Raw genomic sequence first — 24,611 nt, 5'->3', positions numbered from 1 at the left:
GGCGGCCACAAGACCGCCCCGTTGTGGATCGCTTAGGCGACGAAGTCGTCTTCGGTTAGGTCTGCGCTGTTGATCCCAGCCAGACGGACCGAGCCTTCGTTGCCAAAGGTGATCAGGGTGTCATTGCCATCCTGCGCAACATTCACCGCGCCGCCGAAATCGGGTCCGAGGTCGCCGAACTGCAGCTGATCGCGACCGATCTCAAAGTCCTGGATCACGTCATTGCCGAAGTCTTCACCGAACGAGAACGTGTCTCGTCCCAGCCCGCCGATGAGGATGTCATCACCGCCTTCACCCGAGATCAGGTCTCCGCCCGCGCCGCCATTCAGCACGTTGGACAGATCGCTGCCGACGATCACATCGCCATCATCGGACCCGATGACGTTTTCAATGGACTGCAGCACGTCGGTCTCGAACTGGTTTTCGACAACGTCCTGACCGATGACACCGGTGCCCCCGGTCGCATTCACATCCAGCGTTGCACCTGCGTCGACCAGAGTGTCCTGCACCACCGGGCCGTTCACGCCCGCCGGAGCATTGTGCAGATGGATCGCCGAAACAGTGCCGGGGATTGGGGTGCCCAGCTCTGCTTCGCTGATGCCAACAACGCTCAGCTCGCTGGAATAGGTGACCTCACCAGTGTTCAGGTTCTGCGTGATGACAACGGTGGCCTCACCGGTCGCTTCGCTGTTTGACAGCGGCCCTGGCTCTTGCGCCGCGTCCAAACCGCCACTCAGGCTAACGGTGCGGATACCGTTTTCGGTCACGTCGCTGTCGACCGATAGCTGCCCGCGGATTTCACCCGCCGGGAACTGGTTGGTGTGGATGTTGTAGTAGAGGTTGCCTTGAACCGCCTGCTCAACAAAACCGGCACCATCGGCAATGTTGGACCCGAACTGATCCGGTGCCGCGATAACCGCATCGGTGACCGAGATGTTGAACCCGGTATCGCGGGTGGCGGTGCCATTGCCGTTGGCGTCCAGACGAACCTCGACCGCGACGTCCAGATCCGAGAAGTCGGCCGTGTCGATGCCGTCTCCACCGTCGATGAAGTCATTGCCCAGACCACCGGTCAGAACATTGTCGGCATCGCCGGCAATCAGAACGTCATCACCTGCGCCGCCGTCGATGTCACCATTGGTAGTGCCCAGATCGACAAAGATATCGTCGCCATCGCTCAGCAGAATGTCACCGTTGATCACGCCTTCGTCGTCGTTAACGATGGTGACGGTGCCTGCGTCCGAGGCGTCGATTGCGTTGACCGTGCCGCGGATTTCGCCCTCGTTCAGGACGGCACCAACAAGGTTCAGACCGCCATCAACGCGCAAGCCCGCTGCAGCGTCCGAGTCCTCGGATCCCGCGATCAGACCTTCGTTGACGACAACTCCGGCAAAGGACGCGTCATCCTGGCTGGTGAACAGGCGCAAGCCATCGCCCACCTGGTTGCCCTCCGCGGCGTCTCCGCGGCCTTGCAGCGTGCCTTCGTTGACGACAGCGGCCGAGACCACATCCCCAGAAACATCGCCGGTTTGCAACGAGACGGCTGAGCCGTTATTGCCTTCGCCCGCGTCAACCAGACCGGTGTTGGTAAAGGTATAGTTGTCGGCGGTACCATCGGCATAAACCGTACCGTTGCGCTGGTTGCCGGTGCCCAGAATGTCACCTTCGTTGATGACCTCGAGCCCTTCTCCGTCAATATTCAGCGCGCGGCTGTCCGAGGTGACAATACCCCGGTTGACGAAGGACCCGCCCGAATGATCGCCTGTGCCAAAGTAGACACCGTTCTGACCACCCGCAAAGACGCCGGTTTCCTCGTTGACCAGTTGGCCTTGGAAATTGACGTTGTTTACAGCGCGGAACGCGCCGACAGTGCCATTTGCACCTTCGGACGAGACCGAACCTGTGTTGGTGATCGTTCCGGTGAACAGAGCAGGGCCAAAGCCGCCGCCTTCCAGCCGGGCGCCTTCCAGACGGATGCCATCTCCGGCGGTGCCCAGACCAGCGCCTGCATTGCCGCGACCGGCGACGGAGCCTGCGTTGGTCACTTCGACCTCACCATTGCCTTCGGCAGACAGGGAAAGTGAAACGCCAGCGCCTTGGTTGCCTTCGCCTGCATCGATTGAGCCGGTTGCCAGATTGTTGATCGAGAAATCAGACGCGGTGTCGTCGGCGTAGATCGTGCCGTTGCGCTGATCGCCAGAGCCCAGAATGTAACCGCCATTGACCAGATCAACGCCGGAGCCGTCGATATTAACCGCGCGGCTGCCTGATTGGATGGTGCCAAGGTTCAGCACATCCAGATCATGTTCGCCTTCACCGATATAGAGACCGTTGCGAGGCCCTTCGATCACACCGGTCGAGGTGTTCAGAATCTCACCTTCGGCATTTGCGCCATTGGCAATGCGAATACCGGCGGCGGTGCCCTGATTGCTTTCGGTCGAAATCAGACCGCTATTGATGATCTCGGTTTCAAGAATGGCACCTTCGGCACCATCATCGATGCGGATGCCGTCTCCGGCCAGACCTGTATTTGCCGCCGCCTGACCGCGGCCTTGAATGGTCGCGCCAAAGCCGTTGAACACGTCGGTCTCCACGCGGTCTCCGACCTCATCACCGACTTGCAGCGAAATACCGGCGCCCTGATTGCCGTCACCGGCATCAATCGTGGCGCCTGAGAAGTTCGAGATCGAAACATCCTCGGCGGTGCTGTTGGTATAAATCGTGCCGTTGCGCTGATCGCCGGTGCCGATGATGTCGCCAAAGTTGCGCACATCAATGCCCTGACCCTGAATATCAACCGCACGACTGTCCGAACTGATCACGCCGCCGCGGAAATTATCCAGGCTGCCAGAGCTGTCAGGCCCGGCAAACTGCACTCCGTTAAATTCCCCGGCTATCTCTCCGAAGTTTCGGACTGCGGCGCTGCCGGTCACCTGAACGCCGGTGGCCAGAACTTCGGGACCGTTATTTGCTTCGATCCGGCCCGAGGCAAAGTTGAAGATGTCGACATCTTCACCCTGCGCCTGCACAGCGGCCACGGCGTTGTTGGTGACTATCTCACCAAAGTTCAGCAGGCGCGAGAAATCATTGGCCAGCACAAAGGCCGGAGTGTCATCGACAACCGTGCTTTGGAAAAAGTTGTTCAAAAGGGTTTGGCCATCGCGGCTGGTCTCTTGTGCCAATGTGGACGTGGTTAAAAGACGTGCGCGTAAGCTTTCCATAAGTTGGGACAGCATGGGGGACTCCATCATGGGTTTGCGTAATGCGGTCCGCCCGCTGGTCTGGGCATTCCACGTAGCAAAGGGGTAGTCACCTCCACGGCGCAGCTAAAATTCATCCTTCGAATTGGCGGTATAACCAATGCAAATAGTCACGGATGGCGTGATATCTGGCCACCGTGCCTCGTTTCTTTTCAATTGGTTACGTGGCATGTCTCCGCAGTGCCCTTCTATTCAATGGCGCGGATTGACGGTTTTGTCAGTGATTGTGATGCCGATTTCCTGCAGCGGCGCGCCGGTTGGCGTATGTAAAGGGCATCCCCAGCGGGATCGGAAACGGATCACGGACTCAAAACCATGAACTTCAGAGACCTGGAATATGTGCTTGCCATTGCCAGACACGGCCAGTTCAGTCAGGCGGCTGTGGCCTGCAATGTCTCGCAGCCCGCTTTGTCTAATCAGGTAAAGAAGCTGGAACAGGAATTGGGAACGGATCTGTTCCTGCGCCTGAATAGCGAAGTGCGCCCCACTGCTTGTGGCAATCGCGTGATCGCCATTGCCGAGCGCATCCTGAAAGACGCCCAGAACATCCGAGATACCGCGACTCAGTTTCGAAACCCCGAGGCAGTGCCTTTCAATATCGGTATGACCCCGACACTGGCCCCCTATCTGACGCAGTATTTTTCCGAGCTGTTCAGCGCGCTTTTTCCCAACATGCGTGTCACCATGGTTGAAGATCTGCCACAGAACATGTTGCAAATGGTTGAAGATCACACGCTGGACGTCGCCCTGGTGGCAAAGGTCAACAACAGCGAAGCGCTGGATTTCACCTCGATCTGGTCTGAACCCCTGTTTCTGGCCGTACGCGAGGGCCACCCGCTGTGCATGTTGCCATCTATCGCGCCAGAAGATGTGCCGGTGCATGATTTTATCCGGCTTCCCCATAGTTTTGGCTATGAACTGGAAGACCGGTTGCCTGAATCAGACCCCTCGAACCGGGCCAGCAAGCGGTTTGATCTAAGTGCGCTTCGGTTCGAGACGATCTGCCGCCATATCTGCCACTCGGATGATTGCACCATCGTCTCGGCATTGGCGGCGGAACAGTTCAAACGGGACAAGTGGCCTTTGTGCTTTGTCCCGTTCGAAGGCCCCGGCAATCTGCGAAACCTGGGCGCTGCAACGCGTCCGGGGTGTCCCCGCCGACCGCTATTGGACCGTATCGGTGCCTATATCAATGAACGGCCACCTGTCGGGGTTACGCCCACTTTTTCACACTGACCGTCAACTGATCTCTTGTATCTTGACCTGCGATGGCGACCGTCACGCTGTCACGTAGCAAGACATGGGCCGTTAGGTCATGGTGATTATCCTCTTGCCCGAACGACCCAAAAGGCCGAACGTGTGGGGGTATCCGCCTTGTTAACGGGTTGCTCAAATTAGCGTGTGCAAGTCAGTTGACAATGGATTTTGTATTTTGGATACATTGGGCAGAGATATCGCGATGACACGAGTCGTCTAGGAATGCTCTGACCACAAAGAGCAACGCGAATGTCTGAATAAATTCATTTCTGGGAGACCCACATGAAACTGAAATTGATGGCCGCAACTGCTGCGATCGCCTTGTCGGCTGCCGCGGCACAGGCAAACACTCTGGTGTATTGCTCTGAAGGATCGCCCGAAGGGTTCGATCCGGCCCTGTTCACCGCCGGGACGACTTTTGATGCGTCTTCGCACCCGATCTACAACCGCCTGCTGGAATTCGAAACCGGAACGACCAACGTCATTCCCGGTCTGGCCGAAAGCGTCGAAGCCAGCGATGACGGTCTGGAGTACACGTTCAAACTGCGTCAGGGCGTCAAGTTCCATTCCAACGACGAATTCACCCCGACCCGTGACTTTAACGCCGATGACGTGATCTTCTCGTTCATGCGTCAGAAGGACGAAGGTCACCCGTTCAATCAGGTGTCCGGCGGCACCTGGGAATACTTCCAAGGTATGGGCATGCCAGATCTGGTCGAGTCCATCGAAAAGGTCGATGACTATACGGTCAAATTCACTCTGACCAAGCCCGAAGCGCCGTTTGTGGCCAACATGGCGATGGATTTCGCCTCGATCCTGTCGGCTGAATATGCCGATGCGATGATGGCGGCAGGTACACCTGAAAAGCTGAACACCGCGCCCATCGGCACTGGTCCGTTCTCGTTCGTGGCCTATCAGAAAGACGCCGTGATCCGCTATGCGCAGAATGCCGACTACTGGAAAGACCCGGCGGACGTGGAAAACCTGATCTTTGCGATCACTCCAGACGCTTCGGTTCGGTACCAAAAGCTGAAGGCCGGCGAATGCCACATCATGCCGTATCCGAACCCGGCTGACATTCAGGCGATGAAGGATGACGGCGACATCAACATGATGGAGCAGGAAGGCCTAAACGTCGGTTATCTGGCGTATAACACCACTATGGAGCCGTTCGACAATCCGAACGTCCGCAAGGCGTTGAACATGGCGATCGACAAGAACGCCATCATCGACGTTGTGTTCCAGGGCTCGGGCCAGGTGGCCAAGAACCCGATCCCGCCGACCATGTGGGGCTATAACGACGCCATCACCGACGATGCCTATGACCCCGAAGCGGCCAAGGCGATGCTGGAAGCCGAAGGTGTTTCCGATCTGTCGATGAAGATCTGGGCGATGCCGGTACAGCGTCCGTACAACCCGAACGCACGCCGCATGGCGGAGTTGATCCAGGCGGATTTTGCTAAGGTCGGTGTGGATGTTGAGATCGTGTCCTATGAATGGGGCGAGTATCTGTCGCGCTCGAAAGAACTGAACCGCGATGGCGCCGTTCTGCTGGGCTGGACCGGTGACAACGGCGATCCAGACAACTTCCTGGCCGTACTTCTGGGCTGTGACGGTCGCGAAGCATCGAACCGTGCACAATGGTGCCACGAACCGTTCGAAGATCTGATCCTGAAAGCCAAGCAAACCACCGATCAGGCTGAACGCACCAAGCTGTATGAGGATGCTCAGGTCGTCTTCAAAGAGCAGGCGCCATGGGCCACCATCGCACACTCGGTCGTTTACATGCCGATGAGCAATAAGGTGCAGGGCTACAAGGTGCACCCGCTGGGTGGCCACATCTTCTATGGCGTGAGCGTCGAATAAATCACCACTCACTGACCGGAGCCGCCCAAATTGGCGGCTCCGGTTTTCTATTTCTGGAGGTCGGCGCGAATGCCGGATTTGTCCGAGTACCGTCAACTGGCAAAGGACATGTCAGTAGACGCCGTGGCGCTGGTGCCTGGCCCGAATTTCACCCGCGCTTTGGGAAAACCCTTCATGAGCCACGAACGGCCTTTCGTGGTTGTGATCCCAGCCGAAGGTGCCCCGGCCGCGATTGTGCCAAATCTTGAGCTGGGGTCATGGGCGCTGGTCGGGTTTGACGGCGCTGTCTTTGACTGGCGCGATCAAGCAGGCTATGACGAAGCCTTTGCCGCGCTGGCCGCGCATATGCCTCTGTCGTCACTGGCGGTCGAAGGTCAGGTGATGCGGGTTTTCGTATCAAAGGCGCTGACCCGCGCGATGCCCAACTTGCGCATTGTAGACGGCGAGCGTGAGATTTCCGGTCTGCGTATCATCAAGACCGATGAGGACATCGCGGCGCTACAGGCGGCAATTGATATCTCGGAGCGAGCGCTGGCGCGCGTCATCGAAAATGTGCGTATCGGTCAGACCGAGGTTCAGATCGAACAGGCCCTGATCCAGGCGTTGTTTGCCGAAGGCGCTGCCGCCTTGGCTTTTGCGCCGATTGTCGCCGCGGGCGATAACTCGGCTCAACCGCATGGCAAGGCGCGAGCGGATTACAGGATCAAACCTGGCGACGCGCTGTTGTTCGATTTCGGTGCCCGCAAACACGGTTTTGCCGCCGATATTACCCGGACCTTTTTCGTCAAAGAGGTCTCGGACGAGGGCAGGGCGGTCTACGATACAGTCCTGCGCGCCAATCTCGCCGGTTTCGAGGCCTGCCGCCCCGACGTGACCGCGCACGATATCGACGACGCGGTCATCAGCGTGCTTGAGGCCTCGCCTTTTGCCGACCGCATCCGCACCAAGACCGGACATGGTCTGGGCCGGGACGTCCACGAAGCACCGTATATCATGCGCGGGAATGACCAGAAAATCTTGCCCGGAATGGTTTGGACCAACGAACCGGGCCTTTATGATCTGGACAATTTCGGCGTTCGCATAGAAGATGACGTGCTTGTTACACGGGATGGCTGCCGGTCGCTGACCCGCTTTCCCAAAGATCTCACAATCATAGGTCGCTGATGTTTGGCTACTTACTCACACGCCTTGGCATGTTCGTTCCGACATTTCTGGGCGTGACGCTGATTTCCTTCATGTTCATCCGGGTCCTGCCCGGTGATCCCATCATCGTCATGGCTGGCGAACGTGGCATGACCGAGGAACGCTATCAGGAGATGGTCGAGAAGCTGGGCTTCGACAAACCGGTCCTGCAACAATACTGGGATTACCTTGTCGGCGTCCTGCATGGCGATCTGGGCGAGAGCTTTGTCACCAAAAAGCCGGTCTGGGATGAGTTCTTCGCCTTGTTCCCTGCCACGCTGGAGCTGTCGCTTTGTGCAATGATCTTTGCGGTGGCACTGGGATTGCCTGCCGGCGTGATCGCGGCGGTTAACCGGGGCAAGTTTTTCGACCGGGCGCTGATGTCGTCAGCCTTGGTCGGGTATTCGATGCCGATCTTCTGGTGGGCGCTGCTGCTGATCATCGTGTTCTCTGGCAATCTGGGCTGGACGCCAGTCTCGGGTCGGATTGACCTGCTGTATTATTTCCCCAGTGTCACCGGTTTCATGCTGATCGACAGTCTGTTGTCAGGCCAGGCGGGGGCGTTTGGTTCGGCCGTCCGGCACCTGATCCTGCCGACGATCGTACTGGGCACCATCCCGCTGGCGGTGATTGCACGTCAGACACGCTCGGCCATGCTTGAGGTTTTGGGCGAGGATTACATCCGCACTGCCCGGGCTAAGGGTCTTGCGCCGACACGGATCAACGGGCTGCATGCGCTACGGAATGCGTTGATCCCTGTGATTACTGTGATCGGCCTATCGGTCGGTACCTTGCTTGCCGGGGCGATCCTGACCGAGACGATCTTTAGCTGGCCGGGTATCGGCAAGTGGATGGTCGATAGCATTTTCCGCCGTGACTATCCGGTGGTCCAGGGTGGCCTGTTGATGATCGCGGTGATCGTCATGCTGGTGAACCTGCTGGTCGATGTCCTCTACGGCATCATCAACCCCAAAATCCGGAGGCGGTGATGGCTGAACTATCCGCAACCCCACCCAAAACCGAAGACCGCCCCAGCGCATTGCGCGAGTTCTGGTATTACTTCAGCGAAAACCGCGGCGCGGTCATGGGGCTTTGGGTTTTTGCCGCGTTTGTCTTGTGCGCCGCATTCGCTCCGCTGCTGGCGCCTTACGATCCGACGGAACAGTTCCGCAATCACATCCTGCAGCCCCCGGCGTGGCAAGAGGGTGGCAGCTGGGCCTTTCCGCTGGGCACTGACCCACTGGGCCGGGATATGCTGTCGCGCCTGATCATGGGATCCCGCTATTCCTTCTTTGTCGGCATCGTTGTGGTCTGTGTGGCCGTGACAGGCGGTGTGATCATTGGTCTGTTGTCCGGCTTTGCACCCAAATGGGTTGATACGATGATCATGCGGGTGATGGATATCATTCTGTCCTTCCCGTCGCTATTGCTGGCATTGGTTCTGGTCGCCATACTCGGGCCCTCGCTGACCAACGCCATGATCGCCATCGCCATCGTTTTTCAGCCGCACTACGTGCGTCTGACCCGTGCCTCGGTCTTGTCTGAACGGCAGAAGGATTATGTCACCTCGGCCCGCGTGGCCGGTGCCAGCAAAGCGCGGCTGATGTTTAAGACCGTGCTGCCCAATTGCCTGGCCCCGATCATCGTGCAGGCGGCGCTGTCCTTCTCGACCGCCATTCTGGACGCCGCAGCCCTTGGCTTCTTAGGCATGGGCGCGCAGCCGCCCACGCCAGAATGGGGCACCATGCTGGCCGAAGCGCGAGAGTTCATTCTGCGTGCATGGTGGGTTGTGACATTCCCCGGCCTGGCCATCCTGGTCACCGTGCTGGCCATCAACCTGATGGGCGACGGTCTGCGCGACGCGCTGGACCCGAAACTAAAGCGGAGCTGACGACATGAGCCTGTTGGACATCCGAAACCTCACCGTCGAGTTCGCCACCGCTTCGGGGAAATTTCGCGCCGTGGATGGCGTCGATCTGTCCGTCGACAAGGGTGAGCTTATGGCCATCGTCGGCGAAAGCGGCTCGGGTAAATCCGTGTCGATGCTGGCGTTGATGGGCCTGCTGCCATGGACGGCTACGATCACGGCCGATCAACTGAGTTTTGAAGGCATCGACCTCACCAAAATTTCGGCTCGTGACCGCCGTAAGATCATCGGCAAAGACATCGCCATGATCTTTCAAGAGCCGATGTCGTCACTGAACCCCTGTTTCACAGTCGGCTTCCAGATCAAGGAAGCCTTGCGGATTCACCTCGGCCTGAATCGCAGGGATCGCCACCAGCGCGCCATCGAGCTGTTTGATCAGGTCGGTATCCCGGCCCCCGAAAGCCGCCTGAACACTTTTCCGCACCAGATGTCGGGCGGGATGAACCAGCGTGTCATGATCGCCATGGCCATTGCCTGCAATCCCAAGCTGCTGATCGCGGATGAGCCGACAACAGCGCTGGACGTGACCATTCAGGCGCAAATTTTGGACCTGTTGGTTCGGCTGCGGGACGAACAAGGGATGGGGCTGGTACTGATCACGCACGATATGGGTGTGGTCGCTGAAACCGCTGAACGGGTTCAGGTGCAATATGCCGGTCAAAAGGTCGAGGAGCAGCCAGTCAAGGACTTGTTCCGCACCCCGCGCCACCCCTATACGGCTGCCTTGCTGAGCGCGTTGCCAGAACGGGCGACCTCGAAACTGTTGCCGACTATTCCTGGTGTCGTGCCCGGTCAGTTCGACCGGCCCAAAGGCTGCCTGTTCAGTCCCAGATGCCAATATGCGGACGACCTCTGCCGATCTCTGCCGCCAACCCCGCACAGCGCGGATTTCGGCAAGGCCCGTTGCCACTATGTTGAAAAGATAACCGCCGGAGAACTGGCATGACCGCCCCCATCGTTCAGGCCAGCGCATTGGCCAGATTCTATTCTGTCAAAGGCGGATTGCTGTCGAAACCGGCAACGGTCAAGGCGCTGTCAGGTGTGGATTTTGACCTGCAACCCGGCAAAACACTGGCGATTGTCGGAGAATCCGGCTGCGGAAAATCCACGCTGGCGCGCGTGGTAACGATGATCGAAGAACCGACCTCGGGCAGCTTGACCATTGATGGGGTCGATATTACCCCGTCGAAATGGGCGCAAATGCGCGAGACGGTGCAGATCGTGTTTCAAGACCCCTATGGTTCGCTCAACCCGCGTCAGCGGATCGGGCAGATCCTGCAGGAACCGCTGATCATCAACCGCCCCGACATGTCCGCCGCCGACCGCGAGGCCCGTGCGCGTGAGATGATAGACCTTGTCGGCTTGCGCCCCGAGCACTACGACCGCTATCCGCACATGTTCTCAGGCGGGCAGCGCCAGCGCATCGCCATTGCCCGCGCGCTGATGCTGAACCCCAAAGTACTGGTGTTGGACGAACCGGTCTCGGCGCTGGACGTGTCGATCCAATCGCAGATTCTGAACCTGCTGGTCGAGTTGCAGGAGCGTTTGAACCTTGCCTATCTGTTCATTTCGCACGACTTGTCGGTGGTAAAACATTTCGCAGATGATGTGATCGTCATGTATTTGGGCCGCGCGGTTGAAAAAGCCCCAAAAGAGCTGCTGTTCGCCGCGCCTCGACATCCCTATTCCAAGGCACTGCTGTCAACTACCCCCCGCGCTGACCCTGAGGCCCGGAAAGAGCGGATCAAGCTGGAAGGTGAATTGCCGTCCCCGATGAATATTCCCAAGGGCTGTGCCTTTGCGCAGCGGTGCTGGCTGGCCACCGAAGAATGCCGCGCCGCACCGCCCGAGCTGAGCGGAGACAGGCATCAGGTCGCTTGCCTGCACCCGTTGGACTAAACCCGCTTATTCGGTTTTACGCGTCGCCGTAATCATGGCTAGCAATTGTTCCTTGGTGCGCTGGATATGCCGGGTCAGCAGGTCACAGGCGTCATCGACCCGACCCGCACGGGCCAGCGACAATAGCTCGCGGTGGTCTTTCTTGGCGGGTTCGCGTTGCTCCATGACACTCAGATGCATGCGAACATAGCGGTCGGACTGCACGTTTACCCGCTGAAGGATTTCGTTGCTCAGCCCGCGACCGGCAGCGGCGTAAAGCGCCATGTGATATTCATTGTTCAAGCTGCCCCAGCGGCCCACATCATATGCATCATAGGACTTTTCCATCGCATCCAGAATCCGATCGCATTCGTTGAAATCGGCGGCAGTCATCTGCTGAATGGCGCGTTTGAAAAGATCCACCTCAAGCAAGACCCGCAGGTCGAAAATCTCTCCGATTTCGGACAGGGAATGCGATGTGACCGCAGCACCTCGGTTGTTGGTTAGCTGCACGAGGCCCTCGGCATCCAGCCGTTTCAGCGCCTCGCGGATCGGCATGCGCGAGACGTCGTAATCCTCAGCCAGTGCCTCTTGACGAATGGTTTCACCTTCGGCGATTTCACCGCTCAGAATCCGCTCGCGCAGATCGTTGGTGATGACGTCGGGCAGGCTTTGTCGGGGGATCGCACGCGTTCTGGGCATTCACTTCGTCTCGGGTACTGGAAACTTGTATCCAAAATACAAAATGCCTGAACAATTTCCAAGCCCTTTGCATTAAGGATAACAATTAGGTGTCGCACGGATTCTGACGGACCATGAGCAGGGATTTCTCTGGTACGAAAATGGCGTTCTGACGGTACGAGACGAATTACAGGATAATTGACGTATTTATCTATGAAACAAAAGCGGCGCTTAAGAAAAATGGACGGGATCATGAATACATCCGACATTCGCAACGAAGGCATGCGCATCGGGGGGCAGATCGTTTTTACCGAGGCTACGGTTCCCGTTCACTACCCCTATACCAACGAGGTTATTGGCACGGTGCCAGCAGGCACCGCCGAACACGCACGCAAGGCTTTTGAGGTCGCTGCAAGTTATACCCCCAAGCTTACCCGGTACGAACGCAGCCAGATTCTGCAGCGCGCAGGTGAATTGATCGGTGAAAAACGCGACGATCTGGCGAAGTGGCTGACGCTGGAACTTGGCATCTGCCACCAGCATGCGATTTACGAAACCAAGCGGGCGCAGGATGTATTTCAGTTCGCCGCAGCCGAAGCGCTGAAGGATGATGGTGAGGTGTTCTCGTGCGATCTGACCCATAATGGCAAGCAGCGGAAGATTTTCACTAAACGCGAACCGGTCAAAGCCATCAGCGCGATCACGCCCTTCAACCACCCCCTGAACATGGTCAGCCACAAGGTTGCCCCGTCGATTGCCACCAACAATTGCATGGTCTGCAAACCGACCGAATTGACCCCGCTGACAGCGCTGACACTGGCTGACATCCTGTACGAGGCAGGGTTGCCGCCCGAGATGTTCCAGGTGGTCACTGGCTGGCCACAGGACATTGGTGATGAGATGGTCACCAATGAAAACATCGACATCATCACCTTCACGGGTGGGGTGCCGGTGGGCAAAATGATTGCTGAAAAAGCGGGGTTTAAACGGCAAGCGCTAGAGTTGGGCGGCAACGATCCCCTGATCGTCTTGAACGATCTGAGCGAGGCCGATCTGGACCGGGCCGCAGCCATCGCCGTGGCCGGGGCCACTGGCAATTCCGGGCAGCGATGCACGGCAATCAAACGTATTCTCGTACAGGACAGCGTGGCGGATAGATTTGTGCCGTTGGTTCTGGAAAAGGCCAAGGCCATTCGCTTTGGCGATCCGCAGGATCCTGAAACGCAACTGGGCTGCGTGATCCATTCCGAGGCTGCGGAACTGTTCGAAAAACGTGTTTACATGGCTGAAGGTGAGGGCGCGGTGATTCTCTATCACCCCGGTCGTCAGGGCGCGCTTTTGCCGCCGATTGTCGTCGACAAGGTTCCCCACACCAGCGAGCTGGTGATGGAGGAAACCTTCGGTCCCATCATACCCATCGTCCGCGTGCCGGATGATGACGCCAAGGTCATGGAAATCTCAAACGGAACTGCGTTTGGCCTGTCCTCGGGCGTCTGCACCAACGATCTGAACCGCGCGATTGCCTATATCAATGGTCTGAATGTCGGAACCTGCAATATCTGGGAACAGCCCGGGTACCGGATCGAAATGTCGCCTTTTGGGGGCATCAAGGACAGCGGCAACGGGGTCAAAGAAGGGGTCATCGAGGCGATGAAATTCTTCACCAACGTCAAGACCTACTCCTTGCCCTGGCCAGAGTAAGGGTGTTCAGCCCTGCACCACGTCCTGTCGTTGTACGCCCAGCCCTTGGACGCCCAGTTCCATCTTGTCACCGGGTTTCAGATAGATCTGAGGGGTCCGTCCCATACCCACACCCGGTGGTGTTCCGGTTGAAATCACATCCCCCGGCTGCAGTGACATGAACTGCGACAGGTGCGAAATGACTGTGGCCACACTGAAATGCATCGTATTGGTCGAACCATCCTGATAGCGATGCCCGTTCACCTCAAGATACATCTGCAGATTCTGTGGATCGGCGATCTCGTCCCGGGTGACCAGCCAGGGTCCGATCGGGCCGAACGTGTCGGCCGATTTACCTTTGACCCACTGGCCCGAGCGGTGGAGTTGAAAATCCCGTTCGGACAAATCGTTGATCACACAATATCCGGCTACGTGGTCAAGCGCCTCGGCCTCGGAAATATATTTGGTGTGCTTGCCGATGACGACGCCCAGTTCAACCTCCCAATCGGTCTTGACCGAACCGCGCGGGATTTCGACAGTGTCATTCGGACCTACGATGGCAGAGGTCGCCTTGAAGAAAACCACCGGCTCGTCGGGCAGGTCCAGACCGCTTTCGGCTGCGTGATCGGCATAGTTCAGGCCGATGCAGGCGAATTTACCAACATTCCCGACACACGCCCCAATCCGCGGATCACCGTCGACGACAGGCAATGTTCCAAGGTCGAGCCCACGCAGCCGCGCCATGCTTTCATCGCCAAGCATCGCACCAGTTACATCGTCAACAATCCCCGACAGATCGCGGATTTTACCGGCCTCATCCAGAATACCGGGCTTTTCCGCGCCAACCGGCCCATAGCGTAACAGCTTCATATCCTGTTCCCTTTCAACTCAGTTGGTCCAGCCGCCGACGACGGCAATAAGCTGTTCGATGTGACCAAATCACCGCCGCCTTGGGCGTGCAATAGACAAACCGGAGCGGTGCATACTTCAGGGTCGTGCGACCAAGGGCATGTTGATCTTCGGCACGTCGGGGTCTGATCTTCGCAACCATAGGTATATAATCGCCGGGCCGCTTTTTTCTCATTTCGTATTTGCTGCCTATGTATGTTAGGCTCTGGGGTGTATATTTTCTGATATTAGTTAAAGGTAGTTGGTCCATTGTCAGACAAGTCCGACAGCGTATTCAAACTGCGCCCACTTGAAAAAGCAGATCTGGAGGTAATCACACCCTGGTTTCAGGATATCGAGGACCTCGGCCGATTTGATCGTACATCGCGGATTCCGTTCAACCTTGCGCAAACCGAAGACGTCTGGCGCGATGCATTTAGCGCGTCAGGCGGCAGCGGAAAGTGCTGGTTCGTTGTCGTCTCCAATAGCGGACAAGTGGTGGGGATTGTTGGGCTCGAGGCGATTTCCCCGGTAAACCGGGACGCGGTCATCGCCATGTTTGTCGAAAAATCGGTTCGGCGTTTGGGCCTTGCCATCAGAGCGACGGCACTGGTGGCGGATTTTGCATTCCGTCAACTGGGTTTGAACAGGCTGACCTCGTATTACAGGCAGGATAATCATATCAGCCGCGACCTTGTGGAAAGACTGGGATGTCAGGTCGAAGGTACCATGCGGCAAGCCTGGTATGCAGACGGAACGTTTCATGACATGATTGTTGTTGGACTTCTCCGTCAGGATTGGATGAATACTCGTCCGACCCTGGCAAAAAGCATTAGCTCAGAAACAGTTGTGACTTTCGGAGAGAACGGGTGCCCAAGCTGGTCTTGGCCACCACAGGTTGATAAGTGTGACTAACGGGGTGTGCAATTGCTCTGCAAGCGCAGAGGCACATTTTGCTATAAGGTGACCATAGGGTTCGAACGCAGCCCCTAATACGAGTTATGAATGTGAACACCAAGAGTCCAAACTCTTCCATAACGCAGAAGCTGGGTGCAGTCTTGTTTGCCGATGTCGTCGGGTATTCCCGCCTGATGAGTGAGAACGAGCTGGACACCTATAACGCATTGAAATCGTTGATTTCTCATCTTGAAGAGACCTGCGCCCGTTTTCAGGGCCGGGTGGTCGAGGTGCGCGGCGATGGTATTCTGGCTTTGTTCGAAACTGCCACCAGTGCCGTGGAGTTCGGCGTCGAACTGCACCGCATTGCCAGCCAGCACAATCAGGATCGCGCCGAAAATCAACGAATCAACTTTCGCGCGGGCGTCCATCTGGGCGAAATCCTGATCGACGATCGCGGCATTCATGGCGACAATGTGAATATCGCGGCGCGTCTTCAGGAAATTGCTGAACCAGAAAGGGTTTACGTCAGTTCCGCCGTTTATGATCAGGTCTGTAACCGGCTGCGCTATGGCTATGAATTTCTCGGTCCGCAACACCTGAAGAACATCCTTGCGCCTGTCTCGACCTATTGTGTCCGCAGCGAAGTCGCTGGCGCCACAATGGCCGGAACGATGCGACCGGATATGCCCGGGAATATTCTGGAACGTCCCGATACGCCCTCGGTGGCGGTTTTGCCCTTCAGCAGTAATGGCGGTGACGAATCCGACAGCTGGATTGCGGAAGGGTTGACCGACGACATCATCATGAACCTGTCCAAGTTCCGCAATCTGTTCGTAATCGCGCGGAATTCGTCCTTTTTCTTCAAGACGCAGGGGATGCCACCGAAAGAGGCCGCGCAAAAGCTCAACGTGCGGTATATCGCGCGGGGCAGCGTGCGTCGCTCGGCCAGCCGCATTCGGATCACGGCGGAACTGATCGATGCCTCAACCGAACGCACCATCTGGGGTGAGCGGTTTGATCGTAATATCGACGATATTTTCGACATTCTGGATGAGGTGACCGAGTGCATCGTGGCCGCAACCGCGGTGATGATCGAGTCGCATGAAAAGCAGCGGATGATCCAGTCGGTCCCATCCGACCTCGAGGCTTATGGCTCTGTTTTGCAGGGCCAGTATCACATCTTCAAATACACCAGGAATGACAACCGGAAGGCGCAAAACTTCTATCAGAGTGCGCTTGACCGGGATGGGGGTTATGCCCGCGCTGCGGCTGCCCTGTCACGAACGCTGAATATCGACTGGCGCTATTCCTGGTCCGAAGATCCTACGCAAGCACTGGATCAGGCGCTGACTTTCGCACAGCGGGCGATTGAACTGGATCCCACGGACGCGCGCGGTTTTGGTGAATTGGGGTATGTCCACCTATACCGCAAGGAACATGATGCGGCCCTACAGTCGTATAGGCGGGCGTTGGCATTGAATCCCAACGACGCCGATATGCATTCAGATTATGCCGACGCGCTGGCTCACTACGGTGACAACGAAACGGCAATCACTCATCTGCAGCAGGCGATGCGGTTGAATCCATACTTCCCGGACCAATACTTATGGCATCTGGGTGGGGCTTATTTCAATCTCAGGCAGTATCAAGACGCCATCGACGCCGTAAACAAGATGAACAACCCTACAGAAGGGCAACGTTTGCTGGCAGCAAGCTATGCACAACTAGGTGAAACCGACATTGCGCGTCAGATCGCGGATAAGCACCGTGTCGCGCATCCTAATTTTTCACTGGCACGTTGGGAAACAGTGCAGCCGGACAAGTTGGAAGAAGACACGCAACATTTTGTTGGGGGCTTGAAAAAGGCAGGTTTCTAAAGAAGACAGGCCCTGTTGAACCAGGACCTGTCGCAATCTTTAGTGATGTGAACCTTGGGTTCGATTCCGCGTCAGTCTTCTGAACCCCGTGCACGTGCGCCACTGACTCTGGCACCACTCACGCGTGCGCCGCTGACTCTGGCTCCGCTCACGCGTGCGCCGCTAACCCTAGCACCACTTACGCGTGCGCCGCTGATTGCTGGGCTGTCGAAGCCGAAATAGATGTCCAGCAGAACCTGTTCAAACTGACCAGTCATTACATCCATCCGGACGGTGTAATCGGCCTTGTCATAGTCCCAAACCTTAATGTCATTGGCGATCTGATAATCAGCTGAGGCAACGCCAGAGAGGGTTGGATCACTCGGGGCTCTGGACGCAAGGTTACCGGGTTTGTTACCTTCAGTTGGGCTTTCACCTTTACCGTGAACCAGGAAAATAGTGGGCTCCGGCAACTCATAATAGGTGCCCTCGTAAGAGAACCCATAGATACGCGCCAATCTGGCGTCATCGCCATATTGATCTTTGAGCTGCTGATTGGCTCCAAGTTTTTCTGAAAGTTCCTTACGGAATACAAACTCTTGCTTATTGAAGCCAGTCGGCGTGGGCAAAGTCTGTTCCCAATAGCTGTCTGCGTATTTATCCCCATCGGTGACCTTAACAAGAGCGCCCTCTTTCACCCGTGTCTGACTCTCTAGTGTATAGTTAGGGCTCGTTACTTTAACCGTGTAGATACCGTTCTTTTTGGGGCGATTTCCGGTAATCAGAACCTTGTCGTTATTTGCAACTTCTTCACCGTCGATAGTGTCATCCGCGACGGACAAAGTCTTGTTCACTTTGACCTTTTTCTTCGCAACAAGCTTTACGGTTTTAGCCGGCGTCACATTCTTCGAAGCTGCGACCTTCAGATCATTCAACAAACGGCCAAACAACAACACTTCTGAAAAACTGAGCAAAGATTCGGACATCTCATTTTCTCCCAACTATGGGATCGACGGAGTCTGAACCCTCATCTCCCCCCTTTAAATTAGACTCGAACAAATAATTCGAGCAAATACATTCCAATAATCACCCCAAGATTGCATGCCATAAAACCGTTTAAAAATAAAGGATTTTAGGCGCTAACCCGGCACCTGCGTGCGAACTGAATGGGAATGACTGTCTTCATCGGGGTCCGGCATGCGAGGACCGGCCGTTGTCAGGCCGATATCGCGCATGCGGAAATTGCCTTCGATGATACGGCGGAAGGCGCCACCGGTAATCTCTTGGTCGACGGCCAAGAGCGCCTTTTCCACTCCAAAATAGCTCAGCATATCTGCGTCCAGCCTCTCCCATGCGTCGGCCAGATAGGTGCCCAGATAATCGCGCGCCTCAATCAGGGCGATGCGGAACCCTTCGGGGTTTAGGGCGTATCGTTTGTCAAAAACTCCCTGCATCACCCGGCTGTACTCGGGTGTGCCTTCCAGTTGATCTGACAGGTTTTCCTCTTCGGCTGAGATCAGGCCGTGTATCAGCAACCTCTCGTGATAGATATCGACAAAGACATCAAACATCGCGCCGGTCAGGGGTTCCGACAGGGCATGCTCGCTGGACCAACCGGCAGCGAATTCCGACAAAGAGCGGTCATTGGCGGCGATCCGGATTTGTGCGTTGTCCGACAGTTCTGCAAATCGGCTGAGACGGTTGAAAGTATAGAGATTACCCCGGGTGTTTTCGAGTAACGTGTCCACCACCGAACCGAAATGCAGTGACGCCAACAAGGCCACCAGATCGGCGGCAGATTCATGAAACCCGTAATACTCGCCTGAAGCATCTCCATCCGACGGCATCCCGATCACACTATAGATAATGGCATGGCCGATTTCATGCGCGACCACGTCGAAATTCAGGCTGTAGGGACGGTATTCATCTCCGTGTTCATGGGTGCCGCCAGTTTCCAGAAAACCCCAACCGATATGCGCATTGTCGAGGCTGGGCAGAAGTGACAGTTCCAGACGTTCGAAGTCGCGGGCAAAGTGCCATGGGATCGGACGGTCGAAATACCCCTGCCAAACATCCATGGTGAAATGGGCCGAACCATAAAGATGCGCTGCTTCGAAGGAGGGGTCGGTAGGATCGATATGGATGAAATTTCCGAATTCATCCGGCATGGCGGGCGGTTGGATATAGCCATCCCAAGGGGGCAGGTACATGCCGGGCCCGTTCGGCCCCGGTACAATCGCCCCATAAGGCGTGGTTTTGCCCACCGGGTTTACCGTGTACATGCGCGGCCCAGACGGTCCCGGGCCAACACTACCCTGAGGGGCAGAGATTTCGACCAGTTCCAGCGGGGCGTCAGGCTCAAGAAAGGGCGACTGTGGGTACAGCAGGAATCGGGTGCCGGGTTCTTCGTCTTCGATCTGTTCGGGGTAGTTCACAAGAATGCCCTCCCGTGTTGTGCCCGGTAAATTCCGGTGACCTGCTATTCGGCGGCTCCGGTGTCGGCACTTTTATGGCAGTATAAAAACTCGGCTTCTATCAGGTCATAAAACGCGTCGCGCCCGGCCAAACCAAGCGCCACTGCGTAGGAGTCAAGATCATCAGGCACCTCTTGGTCAAGACGAGATTCAAAATACCACATCAGCACCCGCAAACGATCCACTCCGGATGAGCCCGCCGGAATGGCGTTCTGTCCCTTGCTGGCGGCCCGATCCCGCAACTGGGTGTATTGACCCGTGCGACGCAATTCTGACAGCAGTTGTGTGTCCAAATAGCTCGCGCGGGATGCAACGGCGGCGTCGATCCGCGCAGCGTCTGCCAGCATAGCCTCATAGCTTTCGGGGTTCAGATCGTTCGCCTCAATCCACGCCATCAGGTCAGACCGCCGTGACAAGCCTGTTGCCGCCCTATGATCGTCCATCTTCCGGACCAGATCAGCGCGTGCAGGGGTACGATCCCGTCTAGAGGCATCTTCGCGCGACAGCAGCGCCAACGCGGCGCGATCTTTCAATTGCGCGTATAAGTCAGGGTTCAGACGCAATTCGTCGACAATGGCGCGATCAGCTTTCGGCTCACCGCCATCTACCCTTGCGCATAAAGCTTTCCACATCAGGGTTGGTTCGGTACGTGTCACCTCGGTCGCGGGCAAAGGTGTACCATTCAAGTGGTCCGACATGCGGGTCAGCATGGCGTATGCGTCAACCGCCTTGGCGTCGACCCGACCCGTCGGCAGCCAATCCGCGAAACCGTCCACTCCTGGCAAGTCCTGCACGGCAGAGATAATATCCGCCCAAATTCGCTGGCGATAGTGCATGACCTTGGCGAGATGTAGCATCTCAGACGCCGTGTCCGTAGGCAGGACACCCTCAGCCTGCGCTTGCTCCACAGTTGCGCGGATCGACACCATCGGCTCGCTGAGAGGTTGGAACCCCAGTTCGGCCGGGCTGTGTAGCACGGCAACCTCATCGTCATCCTGCAGGACATCGGTGTAATAGTCCTGAAAGATCTGACCAACCCCGATCATTCCGAAATCAGCCAGCTCGGCCGCGCGCAACGCGCCCATGCTGGCGCTGCCAAAGACCGGAATACCCTGTTCGATCGCCCATAGGATTTCCTTGTGCCATACCGATGGAACTCCTTCGAAAAATCCGTCTATGATCCCGATTGCGGTCGGTTTTTCGCGCGCGACGCGATAGACGTCGCCTTGTCGAACGGGTGGCAGAATGGTCGCATCCAGATGTTCGGCCACTGCGTCAGACGTCAGGGTAGGTCCCACAAAAACAACTGCCGTCATGCCAAACCATCCACTATGCGCTGTGCCCGGGGGCCGGGCACGTAATCTGGATCGTCATGCGGAGCCTCAAGCCCGGGGATCACAGCCCGGATCACGGCGATATCAATTTCAGGCCGCGACAGATCAACCGTCACCACCTGTGAAATGCCCACGGCGGCAAGCCGTTGCAGCAGCAATTCCAGGTCTTCGTCAAAGGACCCGGTCACATGAGACGGACAATCGTCAAATCTTTGATCCGCTGCGGTACTATCAATTAGGTCACGCACATAGCACCCCCGATCCATCTTGGCCTGATCGGTGAATTCCACTGGATCCAGATCATCCCGCGCGCCAGAGATATAGGTAAGTCGCGTCTGTGCCGCCTCGGTCAGGGCCCGCAGCAAGGCGATCGCACGGTCTGGGTGGCAACCATCACCAATACCGATATGGCCGGGCTGTCCGCCGCCTTCGCAAATCACACAGCGGAAACTGGCAATTCCTATATCTGAAGTCGTGTTCCACAACCCGATCTCAAGCCCGGCGGTGGCAATCATTTCGATGGCCTGACTACAGCGCGGGTCATCCACAGTGTCTGTATCAAGGCGGGGGGCGCTCGCACGGTGATGCCACAATGTTGTGGCGTCCCGTTCGATCAACTCGCAGATGGCGTGACAGCTGGCCTCGGCCACGTTGTTTCCCGACGCCAGACCGTTGGTCGTGCGAGGAAAGGCAGCCTGACCGCCAACCGGCGCGGTGGTATAGTCGGTATCGACCATCTCAAGTGGGACCCAGCATGCGTTGTCCGTGCCCAGATCACGACCCAAAACCCACAGCATGTTGGCATGCGGGTCGAAATGCCCGCCGGTCACGCGCGGCAGTTCCGCCACTTCAACAACGGTCGCGTTCTGGACCAATTCGGCATATCTGGCCAGACGCTGAGGCAAATGCACCCGTTCAGCATGCCAGGATTCAATCGCCTCCATGACGCCTGATGCTTCGGCTGCGCGCAGTGACAACCCTTTGCCCAGTGATACCGCAACCGACCTGGAATTTGGTCGGGCAACCATCACCGTGGGCAATCCGATCCGGTCCAGGCCGGTCAGATTTGCAATCCGGGTGATGCCCATGTCCTTTAGATGAGGATTAACAATTTGCAGAGTGTGTTCAGGATCGCGCAGCCGATGCGTGTCCAGCACATATTGCTTCTGCGATCCATCGGGCATGTTGAGAGCCTTATTTGAAATTTTCGCTCAACGTAAAATAATTGCGCCGGGCCAGTCCGTTACGGGGCAGGATGATGGATCATACCCTATCGGTCAACCGTTGCGGCCTTTGGACCTTTCGGGAGCTGTCTCGTAATATTGTCAGGCCGTGTGTCCAGTATGTCGTACCGTTGGAGATTAAAGGGCGTCGTTGAGTTTCACCCCCAGACGCGCCTGAATTTGCTGGCTGAACCCCTGCGTGATGCGGTCGGCGATCATTGCGATGATGGCCATGCCTATCCCGGCAGTCATCCCAACCCCGAAATCGCCATCTCCGAGGCCGATATAAATCTGCTGGCCCAGATCGTCAGTGCCCACCAGGGCGGTAATCACCAACATTGAAATCCCGAACATGATTGTCTGGTTTAGGCCCAGCATGATTGATGGCACCGCAAGTGGCAATTTCACCTGCCACAGCAACTGCCGGGGCGTCGTTCCGATGGCTGTTGCCGCCTCGATCACGTCATGCGGCAGGTTGCGAAGCCCATGTTCGGTGTATCGGATCGCCGGAACAATCGCATAGACGATAATGGCCAGAAGAGCCGTGAATTCACCAATCTTGAACACCATCACAAAGGGGATGAGGATCACGAATAGCGGCATGGTCTGCAACGTGTCGATAACGGGCCTTACTATGCGGGACACAGTGTCATTCTCGGACGCCCAGATGCCGATGGCGCTGCCGAACAGAAATGACAGCAGAACGCCTACGCCGCAGAGGTACAAAGAAATGACTGACGGTTCCCAAATTCCGGTCAGAAGCAAAAAAGCGACCCCGGCCAGCGCCCAGAGTGCAAGGTTCTTCCCTCCGGCCTGCCAGGCCAGGGCCAAGATAACGGCGCAAAGCGCAATCCAGGCCAGCCCGGTCAGGCCGGAATACAGAACCAGCCCGAACAGGATCACCCAAAGAGCTTGCAACTGCTTGCCTTTGAACGCGAAATACCCAGCTATTGCCGCGACGATCAGTGCATACCCCGTGGTCACGGCGGGTGTCATGGCAAAACCCCAGGTAAACGGGCTGACGGCCTGAGACAGCCCGATCTTGATTGGCAGCATCAGGTAGAACAGCGCGACACGTTTGATTGCTTCAAGCGTGGTGCGGAATTCGACAAAGATCCACTCAAGCCCCGCGTTCATAGCCGGGGCGGGGTTTAACACCCACGCTTCGGGCCAGTCTTTGAGGGGTGGGAAAACCATGGCCAGCAGCCAAGCAACGCCAAACAGCGCAGCGCAGATGATCCAGCCCTTAGTCCCGCGTTTAGCTGAACTGGACTGCACCGCGAACCCCCAGGTGATCCGATCCAGCACCATGGCCATCAACGCGATCACGATCCCTGCCAATAGGCTTTCACCGAACTGCGCTTTGCGCATGGTCGATAGCACCTCCCAGCCGATATCGTTGGTGCCGCCGATGATCGATGCAATGATCACCATGGACAATGATGCCATCGTCGTTTGGTTAACCCCCAGCAGGACTTGCCGCTGCGCCGTTGGAACTCGCACGCGCCAGAAAAGCTGGGATGGGGTGGCACCGCTCATCAGGCCGGACTCGATCACTTCGTCCGGAACACCGCGCAGGCCAACGATGGTATTGCGCACCATTGGAGGAAAGGCGAACAGGATGGAAGCTACCAAACCGACCGTAGTGCCAAATCCGAACAACAGCAGGATCGGCAGCAGATAGGCAAAGGCCGGAACGGTTTGCATCAGATCCAGGACTGGCATGATGATCCGATAGGCTCGGTCAGACAGAAACCCCCAGGTTCCCAGCGCAAAGCCCAGTGCCACCGCCATTGGAATCGAAACAACCACAAGCGCGAAAGAGTTCATGGACTGTGTCCAGAACCCAAACGTGACCATGTATAAAAGGCTGACGGCGGTAAAGATCGCCAGCCCCCGACCCCCTGCACGAAGGGCCAGATAGACCCACAGCATAAACCACGCCACCCATGGCACCGCATGCAGAACCGTCTTGGCCAAAAGGATGGGCCAATCCAACAGCCAAGAAATGGCTTTGAAAAACCAGCCGAAGGTCACCACAAACCACCGCATCGCGATATTCATCGGGTCGGTTACCGGCAGAACCAGTGCATCAGGATAGGTAACCAGTGGCCCAAGGCTTTTGGCAAAGACGACGCAAATGGCCACAAGCACTGTGACCGCAAGCCAGACCACCAGCGATCTGTTCGAAACTGCATCCATTAG

The 24,611-nt window shown here is 57.0% G+C and carries 18 protein-coding genes; 10 read left to right on the top strand and 8 right to left on the bottom strand.

Features of this window, described 5'->3' with window-relative positions; translation table 11 throughout:
* Window positions 1–32 precede the first annotated feature (32 nt).
* The gene (locus GOX21_RS08110; protein WP_170376841.1) at window positions 33–3,236 is read right to left on the bottom strand and encodes a beta strand repeat-containing protein; all 3,204 of its coding nucleotides are present in this window, start codon (window positions 3,234–3,236) and stop codon (window positions 33–35) included.
* Between the two features lie 339 nt (window positions 3,237–3,575).
* Here GOX21_RS08110 and GOX21_RS08105 point away from each other — a divergent pair, with 339 nt between their 5' ends.
* From GOX21_RS08105 to GOX21_RS08075, 7 genes are all read left to right on the top strand, one after another.
* Complete coding sequence (locus GOX21_RS08105; protein ID WP_170350057.1) at window positions 3,576–4,496, top strand: LysR family transcriptional regulator; 921 nt, start codon at window positions 3,576–3,578, stop codon at window positions 4,494–4,496.
* Between the two features lie 303 nt (window positions 4,497–4,799).
* Window positions 4,800–6,383 carry an ABC transporter substrate-binding protein gene (locus GOX21_RS08100; protein WP_170350058.1) on the top strand — a complete coding sequence of 528 codons (1,584 nt, stop codon included), beginning with the start codon at window positions 4,800–4,802 and terminating at the stop codon, window positions 6,381–6,383.
* A gap of 69 nt (window positions 6,384–6,452) precedes the next feature.
* Window positions 6,453–7,547, top strand: coding sequence for a M24 family metallopeptidase (locus tag GOX21_RS08095; RefSeq protein WP_170376839.1), 1,095 nt, complete (start codon window positions 6,453–6,455; stop codon window positions 7,545–7,547).
* The gene (locus GOX21_RS08090) at window positions 7,547–8,554 is read left to right on the top strand and encodes an ABC transporter permease subunit (RefSeq protein ID WP_170376837.1); all 1,008 of its coding nucleotides are present in this window, start codon (window positions 7,547–7,549) and stop codon (window positions 8,552–8,554) included. Before GOX21_RS08095 ends, GOX21_RS08090 begins: the two co-directional genes overlap by 1 nt.
* Window positions 8,554–9,456 carry an ABC transporter permease subunit gene (locus tag GOX21_RS08085; RefSeq protein ID WP_170350061.1) on the top strand — a complete coding sequence of 301 codons (903 nt, stop codon included), beginning with the start codon at window positions 8,554–8,556 and terminating at the stop codon, window positions 9,454–9,456. Before GOX21_RS08090 ends, GOX21_RS08085 begins: the two co-directional genes overlap by 1 nt.
* A gap of 4 nt (window positions 9,457–9,460) precedes the next feature.
* Window positions 9,461–10,438, top strand: a complete 978-nt coding sequence (locus tag GOX21_RS08080; protein ID WP_170350062.1) for an ABC transporter ATP-binding protein — start codon at window positions 9,461–9,463, stop codon at window positions 10,436–10,438.
* Window positions 10,435–11,391: an ABC transporter ATP-binding protein gene (locus GOX21_RS08075; RefSeq protein ID WP_170376836.1), complete on the top strand. Its 957-nt coding sequence runs from the start codon at window positions 10,435–10,437 to the stop codon at window positions 11,389–11,391. The genes GOX21_RS08080 and GOX21_RS08075 overlap by 4 nt, the downstream gene beginning before the upstream one ends.
* A gap of 6 nt (window positions 11,392–11,397) precedes the next feature.
* Here the strand turns inward: GOX21_RS08075 and GOX21_RS08070 are convergent, their stop codons facing one another.
* Complete coding sequence (locus GOX21_RS08070; RefSeq protein ID WP_170350064.1) at window positions 11,398–12,072, bottom strand: GntR family transcriptional regulator; 675 nt, start codon at window positions 12,070–12,072, stop codon at window positions 11,398–11,400.
* A 231-nt stretch (window positions 12,073–12,303) separates the two neighbouring features.
* Between GOX21_RS08070 and phnY the strand changes: the two genes are divergently transcribed.
* The gene (gene phnY / locus GOX21_RS08065; protein ID WP_170376834.1) at window positions 12,304–13,752 is read left to right on the top strand and encodes a phosphonoacetaldehyde dehydrogenase; all 1,449 of its coding nucleotides are present in this window, start codon (window positions 12,304–12,306) and stop codon (window positions 13,750–13,752) included.
* A gap of 6 nt (window positions 13,753–13,758) precedes the next feature.
* Here phnY and GOX21_RS08060 read toward each other — a convergent pair whose 3' ends face one another.
* A complete protein-coding gene (locus GOX21_RS08060) occupies window positions 13,759–14,601 on the bottom strand; it encodes a fumarylacetoacetate hydrolase family protein (RefSeq protein WP_170376832.1) in 843 nt (280 codons plus the stop codon).
* Between the two features lie 288 nt (window positions 14,602–14,889).
* Between GOX21_RS08060 and GOX21_RS08055 the strand changes: the two genes are divergently transcribed.
* Together GOX21_RS08055 and GOX21_RS08050 are read left to right on the top strand one after the other, a co-directional pair.
* Window positions 14,890–15,534, top strand: a complete 645-nt coding sequence (locus GOX21_RS08055) for a GNAT family N-acetyltransferase (protein ID WP_170350067.1) — start codon at window positions 14,890–14,892, stop codon at window positions 15,532–15,534.
* 143 nt (window positions 15,535–15,677) lie between these two features.
* Window positions 15,678–17,396, top strand: coding sequence for an adenylate/guanylate cyclase domain-containing protein (locus GOX21_RS08050; protein WP_254428490.1), 1,719 nt, complete (start codon window positions 15,678–15,680; stop codon window positions 17,394–17,396).
* Between the two features lie 71 nt (window positions 17,397–17,467).
* On the opposite strand, the gene GOX21_RS08045 is transcribed toward GOX21_RS08050, so the two are convergent.
* The 5 genes from GOX21_RS08045 to GOX21_RS08025 all read right to left on the bottom strand — a co-directional run bounded on the left by GOX21_RS08045 (window position 17,468) and on the right by GOX21_RS08025 (window position 24,608).
* Window positions 17,468–18,361 carry a hypothetical protein gene (locus tag GOX21_RS08045; RefSeq protein WP_170376830.1) on the bottom strand — a complete coding sequence of 298 codons (894 nt, stop codon included), beginning with the start codon at window positions 18,359–18,361 and terminating at the stop codon, window positions 17,468–17,470.
* 153 nt (window positions 18,362–18,514) lie between these two features.
* On the bottom strand, window positions 18,515–19,810 hold the full coding sequence (locus GOX21_RS08040) for a hypothetical protein (RefSeq protein WP_170376828.1): 1,296 nt from the start codon (window positions 19,808–19,810) through the stop codon (window positions 18,515–18,517).
* A gap of 44 nt (window positions 19,811–19,854) precedes the next feature.
* Window positions 19,855–21,165: a TfuA-like protein gene (locus GOX21_RS08035; protein WP_170376826.1), complete on the bottom strand. Its 1,311-nt coding sequence runs from the start codon at window positions 21,163–21,165 to the stop codon at window positions 19,855–19,857.
* On the bottom strand, window positions 21,162–22,367 hold the full coding sequence (locus GOX21_RS08030; protein ID WP_170376824.1) for a YcaO-like family protein: 1,206 nt from the start codon (window positions 22,365–22,367) through the stop codon (window positions 21,162–21,164). Before GOX21_RS08030 ends, GOX21_RS08035 begins: the two co-directional genes overlap by 4 nt.
* Window positions 22,368–22,544: 177 nt before the next feature.
* Window positions 22,545–24,608 carry an ABC transporter permease gene (locus GOX21_RS08025; protein WP_170376822.1) on the bottom strand — a complete coding sequence of 688 codons (2,064 nt, stop codon included), beginning with the start codon at window positions 24,606–24,608 and terminating at the stop codon, window positions 22,545–22,547.
* Window positions 24,609–24,611: the final 3 nt, after the last annotated feature.

The organism is Ruegeria atlantica (assembly GCF_013032005.1).
In the GTDB taxonomy this organism is placed as follows: domain Bacteria; phylum Pseudomonadota; class Alphaproteobacteria; order Rhodobacterales; family Rhodobacteraceae; genus Ruegeria; species Ruegeria atlantica_A.
The sequence above is the reverse complement of the archived record's forward strand: the minus strand, read 5'-3'. Positions and strand labels throughout refer to the sequence as shown.